The sequence below is a fragment of the Streptomyces sp. x-19 genome (genome assembly GCF_046549115.1).
Classification (GTDB): Bacteria; Actinomycetota; Actinomycetes; order Streptomycetales; family Streptomycetaceae; genus Streptomyces; species Streptomyces albulus_C.
On sequence record NZ_JAJPWK010000019.1, the window covers coordinates 64,128 to 82,856 of the forward strand.

General features: G+C 74.2%; 15 protein-coding genes. 9 read left to right on the forward strand and 6 right to left on the reverse strand.

What is annotated here, in order from left to right; translation table 11 throughout:
* The first annotated feature begins 11 nt into the window (after positions 1–11).
* The 8 genes from ACLJT4_RS31415 (at position 12) to ACLJT4_RS31450 (ending at position 8,125) form a co-directional block, all read left to right on the forward strand.
* Positions 12–1,283 (forward strand): sensor domain-containing protein, encoded by a 1,272-nt coding sequence (locus tag ACLJT4_RS31415; RefSeq protein WP_411127455.1) that lies wholly within the window; start codon positions 12–14, stop codon positions 1,281–1,283.
* Entirely contained in the window at positions 1,274–1,921 is a 648-nt protein-coding gene (locus tag ACLJT4_RS31420) for a response regulator transcription factor (protein WP_038518954.1), read from the forward strand. The genes ACLJT4_RS31415 and ACLJT4_RS31420 overlap by 10 nt, the downstream gene beginning before the upstream one ends.
* A 223-nt stretch (positions 1,922–2,144) precedes the next feature.
* Positions 2,145–2,390 carry a DUF397 domain-containing protein gene (locus tag ACLJT4_RS31425; protein WP_016575957.1) on the forward strand — a complete coding sequence of 82 codons (246 nt, stop codon included), beginning with the start codon at positions 2,145–2,147 and terminating at the stop codon, positions 2,388–2,390.
* 93 nt (positions 2,391–2,483) lie between these two features.
* Positions 2,484–4,484, forward strand: coding sequence for a hypothetical protein (locus ACLJT4_RS31430; protein WP_411127458.1), 2,001 nt, complete (start codon positions 2,484–2,486; stop codon positions 4,482–4,484).
* A 108-nt stretch (positions 4,485–4,592) separates the two neighbouring features.
* Positions 4,593–5,498 (forward strand): metal-dependent hydrolase, encoded by a 906-nt coding sequence (locus ACLJT4_RS31435; RefSeq protein WP_411127460.1) that lies wholly within the window; start codon positions 4,593–4,595, stop codon positions 5,496–5,498.
* A 1-nt stretch (position 5,499) separates the two neighbouring features.
* Positions 5,500–6,753, forward strand: coding sequence for a PDR/VanB family oxidoreductase (locus ACLJT4_RS31440; RefSeq protein WP_411127462.1), 1,254 nt, complete (start codon positions 5,500–5,502; stop codon positions 6,751–6,753).
* A gap of 108 nt (positions 6,754–6,861) precedes the next feature.
* A complete protein-coding gene (locus ACLJT4_RS31445) occupies positions 6,862–7,557 on the forward strand; it encodes a TetR/AcrR family transcriptional regulator (protein ID WP_016576307.1) in 696 nt (231 codons plus the stop codon).
* A 55-nt stretch (positions 7,558–7,612) separates the two neighbouring features.
* Positions 7,613–8,125: a GNAT family N-acetyltransferase gene (locus tag ACLJT4_RS31450; RefSeq protein ID WP_411127464.1), complete on the forward strand. Its 513-nt coding sequence runs from the start codon at positions 7,613–7,615 to the stop codon at positions 8,123–8,125.
* Positions 8,126–8,178: 53 nt separating this feature from the next.
* On the opposite strand, the gene pulA is transcribed toward ACLJT4_RS31450, so the two are convergent.
* The 6 genes from pulA to ACLJT4_RS31480 form a co-directional block, all read right to left on the reverse strand.
* Entirely contained in the window at positions 8,179–10,815 is a 2,637-nt protein-coding gene (gene pulA, locus ACLJT4_RS31455) for a pullulanase-type alpha-1,6-glucosidase (RefSeq protein ID WP_411127591.1), read from the reverse strand.
* Positions 10,816–11,039: 224 nt separating this feature from the next.
* Positions 11,040–12,086, reverse strand: a complete 1,047-nt coding sequence (locus ACLJT4_RS31460) for a LacI family DNA-binding transcriptional regulator (protein ID WP_411127466.1) — start codon at positions 12,084–12,086, stop codon at positions 11,040–11,042.
* Positions 12,074–13,744, reverse strand: a complete 1,671-nt coding sequence (locus ACLJT4_RS31465) for a glycoside hydrolase family 13 protein (protein ID WP_411127468.1) — start codon at positions 13,742–13,744, stop codon at positions 12,074–12,076. Before ACLJT4_RS31465 ends, ACLJT4_RS31460 begins: the two co-directional genes overlap by 13 nt.
* Position 13,745: 1 nt before the next feature.
* Positions 13,746–14,624 (reverse strand): sugar ABC transporter permease, encoded by an 879-nt coding sequence (locus tag ACLJT4_RS31470; protein ID WP_411127470.1) that lies wholly within the window; start codon positions 14,622–14,624, stop codon positions 13,746–13,748.
* A 2-nt stretch (positions 14,625–14,626) separates the two neighbouring features.
* Positions 14,627–15,562 (reverse strand): carbohydrate ABC transporter permease, encoded by a 936-nt coding sequence (locus ACLJT4_RS31475; RefSeq protein ID WP_411127472.1) that lies wholly within the window; start codon positions 15,560–15,562, stop codon positions 14,627–14,629.
* On the reverse strand, positions 15,559–16,833 hold the full coding sequence (locus ACLJT4_RS31480; RefSeq protein WP_411127474.1) for an extracellular solute-binding protein: 1,275 nt from the start codon (positions 16,831–16,833) through the stop codon (positions 15,559–15,561). The genes ACLJT4_RS31475 and ACLJT4_RS31480 overlap by 4 nt, the downstream gene beginning before the upstream one ends.
* A gap of 222 nt (positions 16,834–17,055) precedes the next feature.
* On the opposite strand from ACLJT4_RS31480, the gene ACLJT4_RS31485 reads away from it, so the two are divergent.
* Positions 17,056–18,705, forward strand: coding sequence for a glycoside hydrolase family 13 protein (locus tag ACLJT4_RS31485; RefSeq protein ID WP_411127476.1), 1,650 nt, complete (start codon positions 17,056–17,058; stop codon positions 18,703–18,705).
* The last annotated feature ends 24 nt before the right edge of the window (positions 18,706–18,729 follow it).

Consider the following 18,729-nt stretch of genomic DNA (forward strand, 5'->3'; position numbering starts at 1 on the left):
GGAGCGTACGGATGAGGGTCCGCAGAACAGTGGTCGCCGCGGCGCGGGGGCTGGCGCTGGCGGTGGCCGCGGAGGCGGGATCGGTCGTCCTCCTGGTGCTGGTCCTGCTGTCGTTGGCGCTCCTGGTCATCGGCGTGGGGGTGCTGACCACGCCGGTGGTGCTGACGTGGGCCCGCGGCCATGCCGATCTGCGGCGGGTGTGGGCGCACGCGCTGAGCGGGGTGCGGATCCCGGCCGGGTACCGCCCGTTCCCGCCGGGGCTGCGGCGCGGCCCCGCGGGCCAGTGGCGGCGCTGTGCGGTCATGTTGCGGGACCCGGCGACCTGGCGGGAACTGCTGTGGTTGGTGGTCGACCTGTCGGTGGGGCTGGCCCTGGCGCTGCTGCCGGCGACGCTGCTGGTCTACGGCGCCGGGTTCGTGCTGCTGCCGGTGGTGCAGGGGCTGACCGGAGCGGGCGGCGAACTGCTCGGGGTCGGGTCGCTGACCGTTGACCACCCGTTGCTGCTGCTGGTGGCGCCGGTGCTCGGCGCGGGGATGCTGTGGCTGGCGTGGCGCGGCAACCCGGCGCTGTTGCGGGCGCACTTCCGCCTGGCGGCGGTGTTCCTGGCCCCGCCGCAGGCGGAGTTGGCGGACCGGGTGGCGCGGCTGACCGAGACCCGGGCCGACGCGGTGGACGCCTCGGCGGCCGAACTGCGCCGGATCGAGCGCGATCTGCACGACGGGGCGCAGGCCCGGCTGGTGGCGATGGGCATGGAGCTGGGCGTCGTCGCGGCGCTGATCGAGAAGGACCCGGCCCGCGCCAAGGAGCTGGTGGGTCGGGCCCGGGAGTCGTCCGCGGAGGCGCTGGCGGAACTCCGCGACCTGGTGCGCGGGATCCACCCGCCGGTGCTGGCCGAGCGGGGTCTGGGGGACGCGGTGCGGGCGCTGGCCCTGCGGATGGCGGTCCCGGTCGAGGTGACGGTGGAGCTGCCGCGGCGGTTGACGGCACCGGTGGAGTCGGCCGCGTACTTCGCGGTCGGCGAGCTGCTGACGAACGCCGCGAAGCACTCCGGCGCCGACCGGATCGCGGTGGACGTCCGGCACGTCGACGGCCGGCTGCGGGTCACGGTGTGCGACGACGGGCGGGGCGGGGCCGCGGTGCGTCCCGCCGGGGCCGGCGGGGGCGCGGAGGGTTCGGGGCTGCGCGGGGTGGCGCGCCGGCTCGGTACATTCGACGGCGTGCTCGCCGTCGACTCCCCGGCGGGCGGCCCGACGTCGGTCACGATGGAGATCCCGTGCGCGTAGTCCTCGCCGAAGACCTCTTCCTCCTGCGGGACGGTCTGGTGCGCATGTTGGAGGCGTTCGACTTCGAGGTCGTGGCGGCGGTGGCGTCGGGGCCCGAGCTGAGCCGGGCGCTGGCCGAGCTGGAGCCGGACGTGGCGGTGGTGGACGTCCGGCTGCCGCCGTCGTTCACCGATGAGGGGTTGCAGTGCGCGCTGCGGGCCCGCGCGGCCCGGCCGGGGCTGCCGGTGCTGGTGCTGTCGCAACACGTGGAGCAGTTGTACGCGCGGGAGTTGCTGGCGGACGGCAGCGGCGGGGTGGGGTACCTGCTCAAGGACCGGGTCTTCGACGCGGAGCAGTTCGTGGAGGCGGTGCGCCGGGTGGCGTCCGGGGGGACCGCGATGGACCCGCAGGTGATCGCCCAGTTGTTGTCCCGACGGGCCGGGGACCGGCCGATGGCGGGGCTGACGCCGCGCGAGGTGGAGGTGATGGAGCTGGTGGCGCAGGGCCGGTCCAACGCCGCCATCGCGGCCCGGCTGGTGATCACGGAGCGGGCGGTCGCCAAGCACACCTCCAACATCTTCGGGAAGCTGGCGCTGCCGCCGTCGGACGACGACAACCGCCGGGTGCTGGCGGTGCTGGCCTACTTGGACCGCGGCTGAACGAGCGCGCGGCGCCGGCTCGTCGCCGGGCGTGTGTGCGTGTGTGCGGTGAGTTTCGGCCAATCGGCGGCCCGTGGGCGGGGCGCTCCGGTGTCCCGCCGGCCGCCGTGCGCCGCCAACTCCCTTGCCGGGCGGGGCGGACGATCGTCCCGGCGCCGCTGGTGGGCGCCCCGGGCGCCGCGTACGCTGACCGGCACGGCTCACGCGAGTAAGGGGATCAGACATGGGCACCGCAGCCGACAAGGAATGGCTCTACGGCCTCGACATCTCCGACGCCGTCTGGCAGCGCCCGCCCGGCGACCCCGAAGCGGAGGCGGTGGAGATCGCCTTCCTGGAGCGCGGCGCGGTGGCGATGCGCAACTCCACCGACCCCGACGTCGTGCTGCGCTACACCGAGGCGGAGTGGCGGGCGTTCGTCCTGGGCGCCCGGGACGGGGAGTTCGACCTGGACCGGCACCAGTCGGCCTGACCCCGGCGTCGGGTCCGCCCCGGGGTACGGTCACCCGTTCGGGTCGGCCCGGTCGGTCGGTGACCATCACAGGATTCACTCGTTCCACCGAACGTGGAGCAGCAGCAGGCGGCAACCCCGCGCCCGGACCGCACCTCCCCCGTCGGACCTGCCGACGGGGGTGACCCCATCGACGTCGAGCAGGCCGAGGCGGCCCTGGTCGAGCACTACCCCCGGCTGGCCCGGCTGGCCTACGTGGTACTGCCGCCGGGGCCCAGCCGCGGGCGGCGGGTGCTGGCCGCCCACGCCGTGGTGCAGCGGGCCCTGCCCCGGCGGGCCGGCCCCGGCGTCGTGCTGCCCGCGCAGCGCGGCGGGGACGAGGCCGTCGATCCCGGTTACGCCCTGATGCGGCTGCGGGTGCTGCGGGCGGCGCTGGCCGCCGGGCGGCGCCGGTGGCAGCCGCCGGCGCCGCTCCCCCAGGTCTGGGGCCTGCGGTTGTTCCCACGCTCCGGCGGCGCCGACGAACTCGCCCTGGACCAGGCCCTGTCGGCGCTCTCCGGGCCGGCCCGGGCCGCGTTCGTGCTGCGGGACCTGGAGCGGCTGTCGGTCCAGGAGACCCGGCGGGTGCTGGAGGCCGCGGGGGTCGCCGACGTCCCCGCGGCACTGGCCGCCGCCGACGGGGCGGCGCTGCCGGCCGGGAGCCGGGACCGGGCGCTGCTGGAGTCGGTGGAGTTCGACCCGTGCGCCCTCCAGGCCCGCCCGACGGACCTGATCCGGCGCCGTCAGCACGGCCGGGCGGCGCTGGCGGCCGGCGCGGCGGTGCTGGTCTGCGGGGCGCTGCTGGGCCTGCCGGGCGGGGGCTGGGGGGCGGACGGCGCCGCGGCCCCGCCGTACGCCCGCAACGCCGCGGCCGAGGCGGCGCTGGACCCGGGCCGGTTGACGGTGTCCTCGGTGTCCGCCTGGAAGGGCGCGCCCCGGCCGGACTTCTCGTCCTGGCCGGCCCGCGGCGACCGGCTCGGCGACAAGGCGCTGCTGCGGCGGGCGTTGGCGGTGTGGGCCCGGCCCGGCGCCGGCGTGCCGGTCACCGCGACCCCCGGCACGCCCACCGGTCCCGCCGCCGGGCCGCCCCAACTGCTCTTCGCGGGCGTGGTGGACCACGCCGTGGTGGTGCTCTTCCACGACGGGCTGCGAGTGGTGCGGTACGCGGAGCGGGTCGACGGCCAGGGGCAGGGCGACGGCTCGGGGGCGAGCCTGGACTTCGCCCGGACGGACGGCGCGACGGCGGACGTGGCGAGCGCGTTGGTGGTGGGCCGTACGCAGGGCAATGTCCGTTATCTGACGGCCCCTTGGGTCACCTCGGTGCGGCTGCTGGACCTGCTGGCGCCGGCCGCGGCGGGCCAGCCGGTCACCGTCGGGGCGGACGGTCTGACCGCACCGGTTCCGGCGCCGCGCGCCGACGGGAACTGCGCCGGTTGGCCCGCACTGCGGGTCGGCGGCCGGTTGGACGGGCAGCCGGGCGGGGTGCCGGGCGGGCGGTCCGACGGCGAGTTGGTGACCGACCTCGGGGAGTTGTCGCCCGCACGCCTGACCTACGGCCCGCCGGACGCGCCGGACGCGGTGGTCGGGCCGGAGGGGCGGACGGCCTGGGCGCGGACCGCCTGCCAGCTGCCGGCGGTCCGTTCGCAGGGCGTGCGGTCGGTGAACACCTGGCGGTTCGCCCAGCAGCCGCTGCCCGAGGGCGCCGGGGTCGCGGCCTGGCTGTGCACCCGGGCGGAGACCTGGCGCGGGGCGGGCAGCCGGACGATGGCGCAGTTCCAGGCGCCGCCGCCGAGCGGGCAGCCATACCCGACGGGGGCGGTGACCGCGCGGGCGGACGGCGGTACGGCCTGCGGTCCGCGGGCGCCCCGGGTGCTGTCGGGCGTGCTGTGGAAGAGCAGCGGCGGCCGGTGGTGGCTGCTGGCGGCGGGCAGCGAACAGGTCAGGTCGGTCGCCGCGAGCGGCGGGGTGCGGGGCCGGGCGGCGGGCCGGCTGCTGGCGGTGCCCGCCGCGGCGGGCGCACACGCCGATCTGGTGGGCGAACTGGCCGACGGCAAGAAGGTGCGCGCGCTGCGCTGAGCCCGTGGGGCGCCGGTCGTGGCCGGCGCCCCACCCGCCCTCCCCGTTTTCTCGGCTTTCGGCGTCCGGGGGGTACCGGCATTCCTTACCCGCCAGTACATTGACGCCATGTCTAATACGGCCTCGTTGCGGCCTCAGCCGGTCGCGTCCGAGCACACCCCGCTGAAGGCCCGCAACGTGGCCTTCGACTGGTCGGACACCCCCTTGCACTGGATCCCCGGCGATCCGGCCAGCACCCACACGATCAACGTCCTGCACCTGCTGCTGCCGGCCGGCGAACGCTGGTTCGTGCACGTCTACAAGCAGGCGCTGCCGTACGTCCGCGACCCCGAACTGCGGGCGGACGTCATCGGGTTCATCGGCCAGGAGGCCATGCATGCGCAGGCGCACGACGACGTCCTGCCGCACTTGAAGGAGCAGGGGCTGGACCCGACCCCGTACACCGCGCAGGTCGACTGGCTCTTCGAGAAGCTGCTGGGTGACCGGACGCTGCCGCCGGGGCGGGCCCGCGCGTGGTGGCTGCGCGAGCGGGTGGCGATGATCGCCGCCATCGAGCACTACACGGCCTTCCTGGGCGACTGGGTGCTCAACGCCGAGGCCCTGGACGCCAAGGGGGCCGACCCCACCATGCTCGACCTGTTGCGCTGGCACGGGGCGGAGGAGGTCGAGCACCGCTCGGTGGCGTTCGACCTCTTCGTCCATCTGGACGGCGGCTACCGGCGGCGGGTGCGGACCTGGGCGACGGCCTTCTCGGCGCTGGTGTTCCTGTGGCAGCGCGGCACCCGGTTCTTCATGGAGAACGACCCGACGCTGGTGGGCCAGAAGGCCGCCGTGAAGGACTTCGTACGGGGCGGGCGGCAGGGCGTGCTGCCCACCACGGGGGCCATCGCGCGCTCCATCCCGCAGTACTTGAGCCGGACCTACCACCCGTCGCAGCACGGCAGCACCACGCAGGCGCTCGCCTACCTCGACCGTTCGCCCGCCGCGACCGCCGCCGCCTCCGAAGGAGCCTGAGATGCCCGCGCCCGTCCGCGTCCCGTCGTCCGCCGGCCGGGGCGGCCCGCTCCGTCCGGGCCTGCCGCGGCTCCGCACCGTACTGACGGTGGCCGGTACCGCCCTGGTGGTCCAACGGGCGCTGCGCCGGCGGATCCGGCGTTCGCCGCTGTGGCCGTTGCCCGCGTTGGAGCAGCCGATCTCCGGGCGGGGACGGGAGGCGGCCCGGACCGCGGCCCGGGCGAACGGCCTCGACGGGGCGCAGCCGGCGCCGGGCCGGCCGGCGACGCTGCGGATGCGGGTGGCCGAGCGCACCGAGGTGGCCGACGGGGTGGTGGCGCTCCGCCTGGAGGGCGAGCGGCTGCCCGCCTGGGAACCAGGTGCGCACCTGGACCTCGTGCTGCCCTCGGGGGCCGTGCGGCAGTACTCGTTGTGCGGCGAACCGGCCGACGCGGTACGGGCGGACGGCGGCTCGTACACCCTGGCGGTCCGGCTGATCGAGGACGGTCGGGGCGGTTCGCGGGAGGTGCACGAGGTGCTGCGGGCGGGCATGACCGTCGAGGTGCGCGGCCCCCGCAACCGCTTCCCCCTGGAGGACTGCCACGCCTACCTGTTCGTCGCGGGCGGCATCGGCATCACGCCGATCCTGCCGATGGTGCGGCAGGCCGAGGCGGAGGGAGTGCCGTGGCGGCTGGTGTACGCGGGGCGTTCGCGGGCGTCGATGCCGTTCCTGGCGGAGGTCGAGAAGCTGGCCGGGGGCGGGACCGGCGGCGGCGAGCGGTTGACCGTGGTCGCGGAGGACGTGGACGGGCGGCCCGATCTGGCCGCGGCGCTCGCCGACGCGCCGCCGCACGCCGCCGTCTACTGCTGCGGTCCCGAGCCGCTGATGGACGCCGTGGCCGACCTGCTGCCGGACGGGCCGGCGGGACTGGCCCTGCACACCGAGCGGTTCGCGCCGACCGCCACCGGCCCGGCCGCGGCGGGGGGCGCGGACGGGACGTCGGACGACGTGGCGTTCGCGGTGGAGCTGCGGCGGACCGGCCGCACGGTGACCGTCCCGGCCGGCACCAGCGTGCTGCGCGCGATCCGCGAGCAGGCCCTGCCGGACCTGGCGTACTCCTGCGAGGAGGGCTTCTGCGGCACCTGCCAGCAGCGGGTGCTGGCGGGTGAGGTGGACCACCGCGACGCGTTGCTGACGGACGCGGAACGCGACGACTCGCTGCTGATCTGCGTGTCCCGGGCGAAGCGGGGGTCCGGGCTGGTGCTGGATCTCTGACGTCGGCTCTTCGGGGCGGTGGGCGGGGGCGCGGGGCGTGCGGCACCGGGGCGAGGCGGGCGGTCCGCGCGCTGGTGCCGCCGCGCGGCCGGTCGTTAGGGTGGACGCATGACCACCGGGGCACGCCGCAGGATGGGGGTCGAGGAGCGACGGGAGCAGCTGATCGCCGTCGCGCTCGGCCTGTTCAGCCACCGCTCCCCCGACGACGTCTCGATCGACGAGATCGCCGAGGCGGCCGGCATATCGCGACCGCTGGTGTACCACTACTTCCCGGGCAAGCAGCAGCTCTACGAGGCGGCGTTGCGGCGCGCCGCCGACGAGTTGACGGCCCGGTTCGTGGAGCCGCACGAAGGCCCGCTCGGCGCCCGGCTGTTGCGCGTCATGCAGCGGTTCTTCGACTTCGTCGACGAGCACGGGCCCGGTTTCTCGGCGTTGATGCGCGGCGGGCCGGCGATCGGCTCGACCCGTACCAGCGCACTGATCGACGGCGTGCGCCAGGCCGCCTTCACGCAGATCGTCGCGCATCTGGACGTCCAGGAGCCGTCGCCGCGGCTGGAGTTGGTGGTCCGGTCGTGGATCTCGCTCGCCGAGACCACAGCGCTGCTGTGGCTGGACGGGCAGCGGCTGCCGCGCGCCGAGTTGGAACGGCAGTTGGTGCACGACTTCGCGGCCCTGGCGGCGGTCAGTGCCGCGTACGACGAGCGGATGGCGCAGGTGGTGCGCCGGATGTTGGCGGACGAGCCCGCGGACGGGATGTTCGCGGACCTGGTGGGGCGGTTGTTGGAGCTTCCGCAGCCGGCGTGACGCCGCGGGCGGTCCGGGCCCGACGGGCACCGCCCGGCTGCGGCAGAATCCGGCCATGGACGAGATCACGTATCGGCTGGCCGGGGCGGCGGACGACCCGGCGGTTCTGGTCGGCCTCCACGACGCGGCGGCCCGTTGGATGGTGGCGCACGGCGTCGACCAGTGGAAGCCCGGGGGCAAGGACGAGGAGCACTTCCGGCTGCGGATCGCGCAGGGCGAGGTCTGGTTGGCGGAGGCCGCCGGGCGGGTGGTCGGCGGTTTCGAACTGTGGTGGGAGGACGAGCCGGCGTGGGGTCCGCAGCCGCCGGTGGCGGGGTACGTGCACCGGCTGATGGTGGACCGCTCGTGCGCGCCGACCGGGACCGGGCGGGCGATGCTGGCCCGGGCCGAGCGGCGGATCGCCGCGTCGGGGCGGGTCTGGTCCCGTCTGGACTGCATGGCGAGCAATCCGCGGCTGCGGACGTACTACGAGGGGGCGGGCTACGCGGTCGTGGGCGAGCAGCCGTTCAAGGAGGGGGCCGGGGGCAGCCGGTACGGCGTGACGTTGCTGGAGAAGCGGGTGGGCTAGGAGGAACCGCCGCCGCGCGCCCGGGGCGTCCGCCTTCCGTTCGCCGGCCCGGGTCAGCCGCGGCGGAAGACGGCGACGGTGCGGGGCGGGACGGTGAAGGTGCCCGAGGCCGGGTCGTAGGTGGCGGTCGCGGTGGTGCGGTCGGCGCCGTGCGCCTGGACGGGGTGCAGGGCGTAGGGGTGGCCGGTGAGCGCCGGGACGGTCTGGGCCTGGCGTTGCGGGGTGGCGTTGAAGACGACGACGAGGTCGGCCAGGCGCATGGTGAGGACGCCGGGGGTCTCGTCCGGGCCGGAGCGCGGGAAGGAGAGCGCGGACTGGACGGCGGCGGTGGTGGCCAGGCCGAAGGCCGGTTCGGTGGCGTGGATGCGCAGCAGGTCGCGGTAGGCGGCCGACGCGGCGTTCTGGGTGGCGCAGTCCGGGCGGAGGGCCGGGTCGGCCAACAGGGGCTTGGCGTAGGGCCACTTGTCCTTGTTGTCGGCGGCCGGCGGCAGGCCCCGGCCGAAGCCGTTGCCGGCCGTGGCGCCCCCCGGGTCGTCGGTGCACTCCCAGTGCAGGGCGTTGAACCAGTCGCCGCTGTTGAAGGAGTTGCGGTCCAGGGACTTGGAGCGCAGCAGGTCGGAGCCGGCCTGGGAGAGCGCCGGGCCCTGGGCGAGGGCGGCGGTGGCGAGGGCGACGACCTGCATCCGGGCGCGGTCGGCGGCGGAGGTGCCGGGCGGCAGTTTGTAGGCCAGGGCGTCGTAGAGGGTTTCGTTGTCGTGCGCGTCGACGTAGGCGAGGGCGTCACCGGGGGCCGAGGCGTAGCCGGCGGGGGCGCCGTCGTAGTCGACCTGGGCGCCCGTGACGCGGCGGCCGGTGGTGTCGGTGAAGGCGTAGCCGGCCAGGTTGCCGGTGAGTCCGACCTTGATCAGGTCCTGGTAGTGCAGGAGGCGGGCGCGCTGGGCGGCGGAATCGCCGTTGGCCGGTGAGGCGTTGGGGTCGGTGGCGAGGCCGGAGGCGAAGCCCTGGACGCGGGGGTCGGCGTCGAAGGGGCCGCCGCCGCGCACCGCGTCGCGGGCCCGGTCGTTGAAGGTGGCGATGCCGGTGCCGGCCATGTTGCGCTGGGTGGCCTGGACGAAACGGGCGTCGTCGGCGACCTCGCCGAAGTTCCAGCCCTCGCCGTAGAGGACCACCGCCTTGCCGTCGACGCCGTCCCGGGCCGGGGTGAGGGCGTCGAGGGCCTTGCGGACGGCGAGGACGTTGGCCTTGGGGTGGTGGCCCATGAGGTCGAAGCGGAAGCCGTCGACCTTGTACTGCTTGGCCCAGGTGACCACGGAGTCGACGACGAGCTTGCCCATCATGGTGTGTTCGGGTGCGGTGCCGGCGCAGCAGGTGGAGGTGGCGACGGTGCCGTCGTCGAGCAGCCGGTGGTAGTAGCCGGGCACGATGCGGTCGAGGACGGCGCGCGGATCGTCCTGACCGGCGGCGGCGGTGTGGTTGTAGACGACGTCCATGACGGTGCGCAGGCCGATGCCGTTGAGGCCCTGCACCATGCGGCGGAATTCGACGGTCCGGGCGGTGCCGCCGGGGTCGGAGGCGTAGGAGCCCTCCGGGACGGTGTAGTGCAGGGGGTCGTAGCCCCAGTTGTAGCCGTCCCGGTCGGCCGTCGCGGCCACGCACTCCTGCTGACGCGGGGAGTCGGCGGGCAGGGCGGGCAGGTCGCAGGCGGGGCGCTGCTGGTCGGCGCGGCGTTCGGGGACGGAGGAGAAGTCGAAGGCCGGCAGCAGGTGGACGTGGGTGGTGCCGGCGGCGGCGAGGGCCTTCAGGTGGCGCATGCCTGCGGAGTCGTCGGTGAAGGCGAGGTACTGGCCGGGGTGGCGCGAGGTGCGGTCCTCGATGGAGAAGTCGCGGACGTGGAGTTCCTGGATGCGGGCCCGGCGCAGCGGCACCGCGGCGGGCTTGCGCAGCGCGGCCCAGCCCGCGGGGGCGAGCCGGGGGTCGGCGAGGTCGACGACGAGGCTGCGGGCGGAGTCGGCGGTCAGGGCGGTGGCGTACGGGTCGGTGACCGCGTTGGTGACGGTCCGGCCGGCGTCCGCCGCCCAGACGGTGACCAGGTAGCGGTACGGCTTCCCGGTCCAGGCCCGGTCGCCCCGCACGCTCCACACCCCGCTCGCCCCGTCGCGGTGCATCGGGACGCGCCGGCCGGCCAGTTCGAGGGCGACCGTGCGGGCGGTGGGCGCCCAGACGGCGAGGGTGGGGCGGCCGGCGTGGAACACCGGTCCCAGGGCGGCGCGTCGGGCGCGGGTGCCGTAGAGGTCGTCGAGGACGCCGGGGAGCTGCACGCCGGTGGTGCGCGGCCCGTCGGCGGTGCGCTGGGTGGCGACCAGGCGCCCGCGCAGGGCGGTGGCGGCCAGGGCCCGGTCGCGGGGGTCGACGGTGAAGGCCGGGTAGCCGGTCAGGTGGGGGTAGGCGGCGCGCTCGGCGGGGGTGAGGGTTCCGGGGGTGAGGCGGATGCGGCCGGTGGGACGTCCGTCGCGGTCGGCCGGGTCGCCGAACTCCAGTTGTGCGGCGACGGGTTGGGCGCCCTTCCAGACCACGGTGGTGCGGTCGATCCACTGGGCCTCGGCCTTGGTCGGGCCGCCGGTCGGGGCCGCCTGGGCCGGGGGGTGCGGCGGGAGGGCGAGCACGGCGGCGCCGGCCAGCAGGGCGAGCACGGCGGCGGTCCGACGGCGGAGGCGGTGCGCGGTGGAGGGCATGGCCCCTGGTTCTAGTCGGACCGGACGCTTGCTGCAAGACCTTTCGCAAGAGATTGCAACGGTGTTACGTTCCCAGACGAGTCGGTCCGGCCGGCCGGAGACCCACCCCACGGTGGGCCCACGCGCCCGGCCGACCGGACCGACCGCCAAACGACCGCCGAACAGCACTTTTTGACGTAACGTCAGACACGGAGCGGCCCGGTGGAGCCGCGCACCACCAGTTCCGGCTGGAAGACGAACTCGGTCCGCTGGACGGGGTTCCCCTGGATCTCCTCGATCAGTGCCCCGACCGCCGCCGTCGCCATCGCCTGCACCGGCTGCCGCACCGTGGTCAGCGGCGGGGCGGTGAACGCGATCAGCGGCGAGTCGTCGAAGCCGACGACGGAGAGCCGGCCCGGGACGTCGATCCCCCGCTGCCGGGCCGCCCGCACCACGCCAAGCGCCATCAGGTCACTGCCGCAGACGATGCCCGTGCAGCCGTCGTCGAGCAGGGCGGCGGCCGCGGCGTGACCGCCCTCGACGCTGAACAGGGTGTGCGTCACGCGTCGTTCGGCCTGCCCCCTCGACAGGCCGAACGTCTCCCGGAGCGCCGCGGTGAAGCCCTCCGCCTTGCGCCGGGAGGGCACGTAGCGGGCCGGACCGACGGCCAGTCCGATGTGCTCGTGGCCCAGTTCGGCGAGGTGACGCACGGCCGTCCGGGCCGCGGCACGGTCGTCCGGCGAGACGCAGGGCGCGTCGACCCGTTCGTTGTAGCCGTTGATCAGGACGTAGGGCACGCCGCGCGAGGTGAGCCGGGTGTAACGGGAGGGGTCGGCGGCGATGTCGGCGTGCAGGCCGGACAGGAAGACGATGCCGGTGACGCCGCGCTCCTCCAACTGCTCGACGAGCTCGTCCTCGGTGGCCCCGCCCGGCATCTGGGTGCACAGGACCGGCGTGTACCCGTGACCGGCCAGGGACTGCTCGATGATCTGGGCGAAGGCCGGGAAGATCGGGTTGGTCAGTTCCGGGATGACCAGCCCGACCAGCCCGGCGCTGCGCCGCCGCAGCCGCACCGGGCGTTCGTAGCCGAGCAGGTCGAGCGCGGCGAGCACCCGCTGACGGGTGCCCGCCGCCACGCCCGCCCGCCCGTTGAGGACGCGACTGGCGGTCGCCTCACTGACCTGCGCCTGGGCGGCGATATCGGCGAGGCGCGGGGTGGGTCGGGGGGCCGGCCGGGTCACTCCGCCCACCAGATCGTGGTGTCCGCGGGAACCTCCCGCACCGGCGGGGCGGGCTGGTCCGTCGGGTCGACGTCGGCGAACGGGACGCGGGAGGACAGGAGTTGACGTACCGGCGGCAGCTCCAGTCGCACGGGTTCGGCCGTGGTGTTCACCGTGCAGAGCAGCCCGCCGGGGCGGCGGAAGACCAGCACGCCGTCGGGGGCGGCCAGCCACTCCACGGCGTCCCCCTCCCCCAGGCCGGGGTGCGTGCGGCGCACCGCCAGGGCGCTGCGGTACAGCTCCAGCGTGGAGGTCGCATCGCCGGTCTGGGCCGCCACGGTGAGCGCGGCCCAGTCGTCGGGCTGGGGCAGCCAGGTGTCGTGGGCGCCGAAGCCGTACGGGGGTGCGGTGCCGTCCCAGGGGAGCGGCACCCGGCAGCCGTCCCGGAGGCCGTCCTGGCCGTTGGCACGGAAGAAGGACGGGTCCTGACGGACCTCGTCGGGGAGGTCGGTGACCTCGGGAAGACCGAGTTCCTCGCCCTGGTAGAGGTAGGCCGAGCCGGGCAGGGCCAGCATCAGCAAGGTGGCGGCGCGGGCGCGGTCCAGGCCGCCGCCGAGGCGGGTGCGGTGGCGGACGACGTCGTGGTTGGACAGGACCCAGGTGGCCGGCGCGCCGACGGCGCCCAGGGCGGTGAGGGAGGCGTCGATGGTCGTCCGGAGCGCGGCGGCGTCCCATCCGGTGCTCAGGTAGTGGAAGTTGAAGCCCTGGTGGAGCTCGTCCGGGCGAACGTAGCGGGCGAGCCGTTCGACGGTGGGGGTCCAGGCTTCCGCGACGCCGATCCGGTCCCCCGGGTACTCGTCGAGGATCGTCCGCCAGGAGCGGTAGACGGCGTGCACGCCGTCCTGGTCGAAGAAGGGCAGCACCTGCGAGCCGATCAGGCTGGCCTGTTCGCCGCGGCCGATGTCCGGCAGGCCGGGGGCCTTGACCATCCCCTGGGCGACGTCGACGCGGAAACCGTCGATGCCCAGGTCGAGCCAGAACCGCAGGATCGAGCGGAACTCGTCCCGGACGGCGGGGTGGTCCCAGTTGAAGTCGGGCTGTTCGGGGGCGAAGAGGTGGAGGTACCACTCGCCGTCGGGCAGCCGGGTCCAGGCGGGGCCGCCGAAGACGGACTCCCAGTCGTTGGGCGGGAGTTCGCCGTTGTCACCCCGGCCCTTGCGGAAGTGGAAGCGTTCACGCAGGACCGAGCCGGGCCCCTCGGCGAGTGCGCGACGGAACCAGGCATGCTGGTCGGAGCAGTGGTTGGGGACGAGGTCGACGATGATCCGCAGGCCCTGGTGGTGGGCCTCGCGGATGACCGCCTCGGCGTCCGCGAGGGTGCCGAAGAGCGGGTCGGTGGCGCGGTAGTCGGCGACGTCGTAGCCGGCGTCGGCCTGCGGGGAGGCGTAGAAGGGGCTCAGCCAGACGGCGTCCACGCCGAGGTCGCGCAGGTGGCCGAGGCGGTCACGGACGCCCGCCAGGTCGCCCATGCCGTCCCCGTTGCCGTCGGCGAAGCTGCGCGGGTAGATCTGGTAGATCACGGCGTCGCGCCACCAGTCGGCGGCCCGGGCGACCGTCCCGACCGGGGCGTCGGCCGGGTCGGGGCGACCGCCGGGGGCGGTGGGTGGGGCGGTGGGCTGTCGGGTCATGTCATCCCTTGCTGGTGCCGGCGGTCAGTCCGGAGACGAGGTGGCGCTGGGCGAAGGCGAAGACGAGTGCGGCCGGTACGGCGATGAGCACGGCGGCGGCGGTCATCGAACCCCAGTCGTTGGTGTACTGGTTGACGAAGGTCTGCAGCCCGCCGGCGAGGGTGAGGTTCTCCTCGCCGGTCATGAAGGCGGAGGCGTAGGCGACCTCGGCCCAGGCCGTGACGAAGGTGTAGAAGCCGGTGACGGCGAGGCCGGGGCGGGCGAGCGGCAGCACCAGCCGCCAGAAGGTGCCGAACGGGTTGAGGCCGTCGACCCGGCCCGCTTCGTCGATCTCCACCGGGATGGTGTCGAAGAAGCCCTTCATCATCCAGGCGCAGAACGGGACGGCGATGGTGAGGTAGGTGAGGACCAGGCCGAGGGGCTGGTTCAGCAGCCCGAGGGCGGCGAGGAGGTTGTAGAGCGGGACGATCAGCACCGCGACCGGGAACATCTGGGTGAGCAGCAGCAGCCACATCAGCGGCCGCATGCCGGGGAAGCGGAAGCGGCTGACGGCGTAGCCGGTGGTGGCGGCGGTGAAGACGCCGAGGGCGGTGGTCAGGCCGACGACGACCACGGAGTTCCCGAACCACGTGAGGAAGGAGGTGTCGGTCAGCACGTGGCGGTAGTTGTCGAGGCTGAAGTGGGTGACGAGGCTGGTGGTGAAGGCGTCGTTCTTGGGCTTGAAGGAGGTCACCAGCAGCCACAGCGGCGGGAAGACCGCGATGACGGCGGCGACCGCCAGCGCCAGGTGCAGGCCCACGGAGGCCAACCGGTGCCGTTGCCCACGGGTGCGGGTGCGGGTGCGGGTGCGGGTGCGGGTGCGGGTGCGGGTGCGCGCCATGGTCACCACACCTCCCCTTGCTTGCGCAGCGCCCGGCGGTAGCCGACCGCGACCAGGGCGAGGAGGGCGAGGATGACCACGCCCCAGGTGGCGGAGGCGGAGAAGTTGCGGGGGCTGTCGACGAACGAGAGCCGGTAGGCGTAGGTCACCAGGATCTCGGTGGCGTCGCCGGGTCCGCCCCTGGTGAGCAGGAAGATCACCGGGAACATGTTGAACGTCCAGATGGTCGAGAGCAGGATCACGGTGCCGCTGACCGCGCGCAGGCCCGGCACGGTGATGTGGCGGAAGCGTTGCCAGGCACCCGCGCCGTCCATCTCGGCGGCCTCGTAGAGCTCGCCCGGGATGGACTGGAGTCCGCCGAGCAGTGCGACGAGCATGAAGGGCACGCCCAGCCAGACGTTGACGGCGATGACCGAGAGCTTGGCCCAGGTCGGGTCGTTGAGCCACGGCACGGCGTCGATGCCGCCGCCGGCCAGCAGCTTGTTGAGGATGCCGTTCTTCTCGTTGTAGAGCATCCGCCAGGTGAAGACGGAGACGAAGGCGGGGATCGCCCACGGCAGGATCAGCGCCAGGCGGTAGGCGGTGCGGCCGCGCAGTTGGCGGTTGAGCAGGGTGGCCAGGGCGAGGCCGGTGAGGAAGGTGAGGCCGACGCATCCGACGGTCCACACCACGGTCCAGCCCAGTCGGCCCCAGAAGACGCCGTCGGTCAGCACCGCCCGGTAGTTGTCCAGGCCGGTGAAGTGGTAGGTGGCGGGGATGTGGTTCATGCCGATCGAGCGCTCGACGTTGGCCTCGTTGGCGTCGGTGAGGGAGAAGTAGACGCCGCGGACGAGGGGGATCCCGATGATGACGCCGATGACGAGGACGACCGGGGCGGTCATCGTCCAGGCGTACCAGTGGGTGCCGAACGCCCGGCGGGTCCGGGCGGTGAGCGTCACGTGTAGTCCTTGAGCAGCTTCCGGTAGGCGTCGCCGACGGACTTCGCGGCCTGTTCGGGGGTGGCGGTGCTGGTGAGCACCTTGTTCATCTGGACCTTGAGCGGTTCGAAGAGCGAGTTGCCCTCGGCGATCCAGGGGCGCTGGACGGCGCCGTCGACGGCGGGCTTGAAGAAGGAGACCATCTCGTTCTGCTTGACCGCCGGCACCGCGTAGACGGACTTGCGGGTGGGCAGCAGGCTGAGCGCGTCGGTGGTCTGCTGCTGGACCTTCGCGGAGCTCATGTACTTCACGAAGGCGTAGGCGGCCGGGAGGTTCTTGCTGCCGGCGTAGACCGAGAGGTCCCAGCCGCCCTGCGGGGAGCCCTGGGCGGCGGATCCGCCGGGGACGGGGGCGACGCCGAGGTTGTCCTTGTCCTGGAACGCCGTGCCGGCGCGGGCGCCCTCGATGTCCCAGGGGCCGTCGATCGCCATCGCGACGGTGCCGTCCTTGAGGGCCTTGAGTTGGTTCTCCTGGCCGTCGGTGGCGTCGGTGACGGCGGTCTTGGAGTCGACGAGCTGCTTGAGGGTGCGGAACGCGCGAACGCCGGCGGCGTTGTCGATGGTGACCTTCTTGTGGGCGGCGTCGACCATGTCGCCGCCCTCGCCGTAGAGGTAGGGCAGGAACCAGTAGGGATCGTCGCCGCGCAGGTAGAGCGCGGTGGCGCCGGTCTTGGCCTTGATCTTCTGGGCGGCGGCGGTGAGTTCGGCGACGGTCTTGGGGACGGGGACCCCGGCGTCCTTGAGGAGCTTCTTGTTGTAGAAGAGCCCGAGGGTGTCGATGACCTGCGGCACGGCGTAGGTCCTGCCGCCGAACTTGGTCGAGCCGACGGCCTGCGGGAGGTAGTCGTCGGTGCGGTCCAGGGCCGGGGTGCCGTCCAACGGGGCGAGGTAGCCGAGGTTGGCGAAGTCGGCGACCCAGGCGACCTCGGTGCGCATCACGTCGGGGGCGCCCGCCCCGCCGCCCGCGGCGTTCTTGAACTTGGCGTTGGCGTCGCCGAACGGGACGTTCACGTAGGCGATGTGGACCTTGGGATGCTCCTTCTGGAAACCCTCGGCCAACTTCCGGTAGGTGGCCTTCTCGGCGTCGTTGGAGGTGTCCCAGAAGGTGACGGTTCCGGACAGCTCGCCGCCCGCCGAACTTCCCCCGTCTCCCCCGCCCCCGCACCCCGTCGCCGCCAGTGCCAGGCCCGCTACCAGCGCGGTGGCCAGAGCGCCACGTATGCCACGCCGCATGTGAACTCCTTTGGGAAAGCCTCGGTTGGCGGTCTGGAACGTAACAGCGCCGAAAACTTTCCGAAAGATGTTGCGAGATTTTTCTGCAAGAATTCTGGAAGCAGTTGTGGCGCCCTGGCCGGAACACGACCCGCCGGGGCCCTGGCGCACCGTCACCCGCCGCCCCTTGGAGCGTTGACTCCGTGGAAGCACCTTCGCCTCATGACCTGACAGGGACGGCAGATGACCCAGGAGCTCACTTCCCCCAGCCCCGCCCCCCAGGCCGCCGGACCGGACCGAGGGCAGGGATGGTGGCGCGACGCCGTCATCTACCAGGTCTACGTCCGCTCCTTCGCCGACAGCGACGGCGACGGCGTCGGCGATCTGCGCGGGGCGCGCGAACGGCTCCCCTACCTCAAGGACCTGGGCGTGGACGCCGTCTGGCTCACCCCGTTCTACTCCTCGCCGCAGGCCGACGGCGGGTACGACGTCGCCGACTACCGCGCCGTCGACCCGCTCTTCGGCGACCTCCAGGACGCCGACGCGCTGATCCGCGCCGCGCACGCGCTCGACCTGCGGGTGATCGTGGACGTCGTCCCCAACCACACCTCGGACCGCCACCCGTGGTTCCAGGACCCGGACCTGGCCCGGCAGCGCTACGTCTTCCGCCCCGGCAAGGGCGAGAACGGCGAACTCCCGCCCAACGACTGGGAGTCGGTCTTCGGCGGGCCGGCCTGGACCCGTACCGACCGCGGCGACTGGTACCTGCACCTCTTCGCGCCCGAACAGCCCGACCTGGACTGGGAGCGGCCCGAGGTGCACGAGGAGTTCGCCGCGATCCTGCGCTTCTGGCTGGACCTGGGCGTGGACGGCTTCCGGGTGGACGTGGCGCACGGCATGGTCAAGGCGCCGGGCCTGCCGGACATCGGCCGCGGCGAACAGGCCCGGCTGATCGGCAGTCAGGTGCTGCCCTTCTTCGACCAGGACGGCGTGCACGCCATCCACCGCGCCTGGCGCCGGCTGCTGGACGGCTACGGCGAGGCCAGCGGACGCGAGGTGATCGGGGTCGCCGAGGCGTGGGCCCCCAGCAGCGAGCGGCTGGCCCTGTACGTCCGCCCGGACGAGCTCCACCAGGCGTTCAACTTCCAGTTCCTGGGCACCCCGTGGGACGCCGGGGCGCTGCGCGGGGTCATCGACTCCTCGCTGGCCGCCACCGTCGCCGTCGGTGCCCCCACCACCTGGGTGCTCTCCAACCACGACGTCGTCCGGCACGCCACCCGGCTCGGCGGCGGTCTGGCCCGGGCCCGCGCCGCCACCCTGCTGATGCTGGCGCTGCCCGGGTCCGCCTACCTCTACCAGGGCGAGGAGCTGGGGCTGCCGGAGGTCACCGACCTGCCGCCCGAGGCGCGCCAGGACCCGGCGTTCTTCCGCGGCCGCGTCGGCGGCGACGGGCAGAGCAGCGACGGCTGCTCCGGCGCCAGCGGCCAGGACGGCTTCCGGGACGGTTGCCGGGTGCCGCTGCCCTGGTCCGGCGAGCAGCCGCCGTACGGCTTCGGGCCGGGGGGCAGTTGGCTGCCGCAGCCCGCCGACTGGGGCCCGCTGAGCGTCGCGGCGCAGACCGGCGACCCGGCCTCCACGCTGGAGCTGTACCGCGGCGCGCTGGAGCTGCGCCGGCGCCTGCCGGGCCTGGGCGACGGGGAGATGGCGTGGCAGTCGGCCCCCGAAGGGGTCCTGGCGTTCCGCCGGCCCGGGGTGCTGTGCACCGTCAACACCCACGCCGGGGAAGCCGAGATCCCGCTGCCCGGGGAACTGCTGCTCGCCAGCGCCGCGGTGACGACCGGCGACGGCACCGCGGTGCTGCCCGGGGACAGCTGTAGCTGGTGGGCAATCTGACATGCGACCGGTACAGTCCAGTGC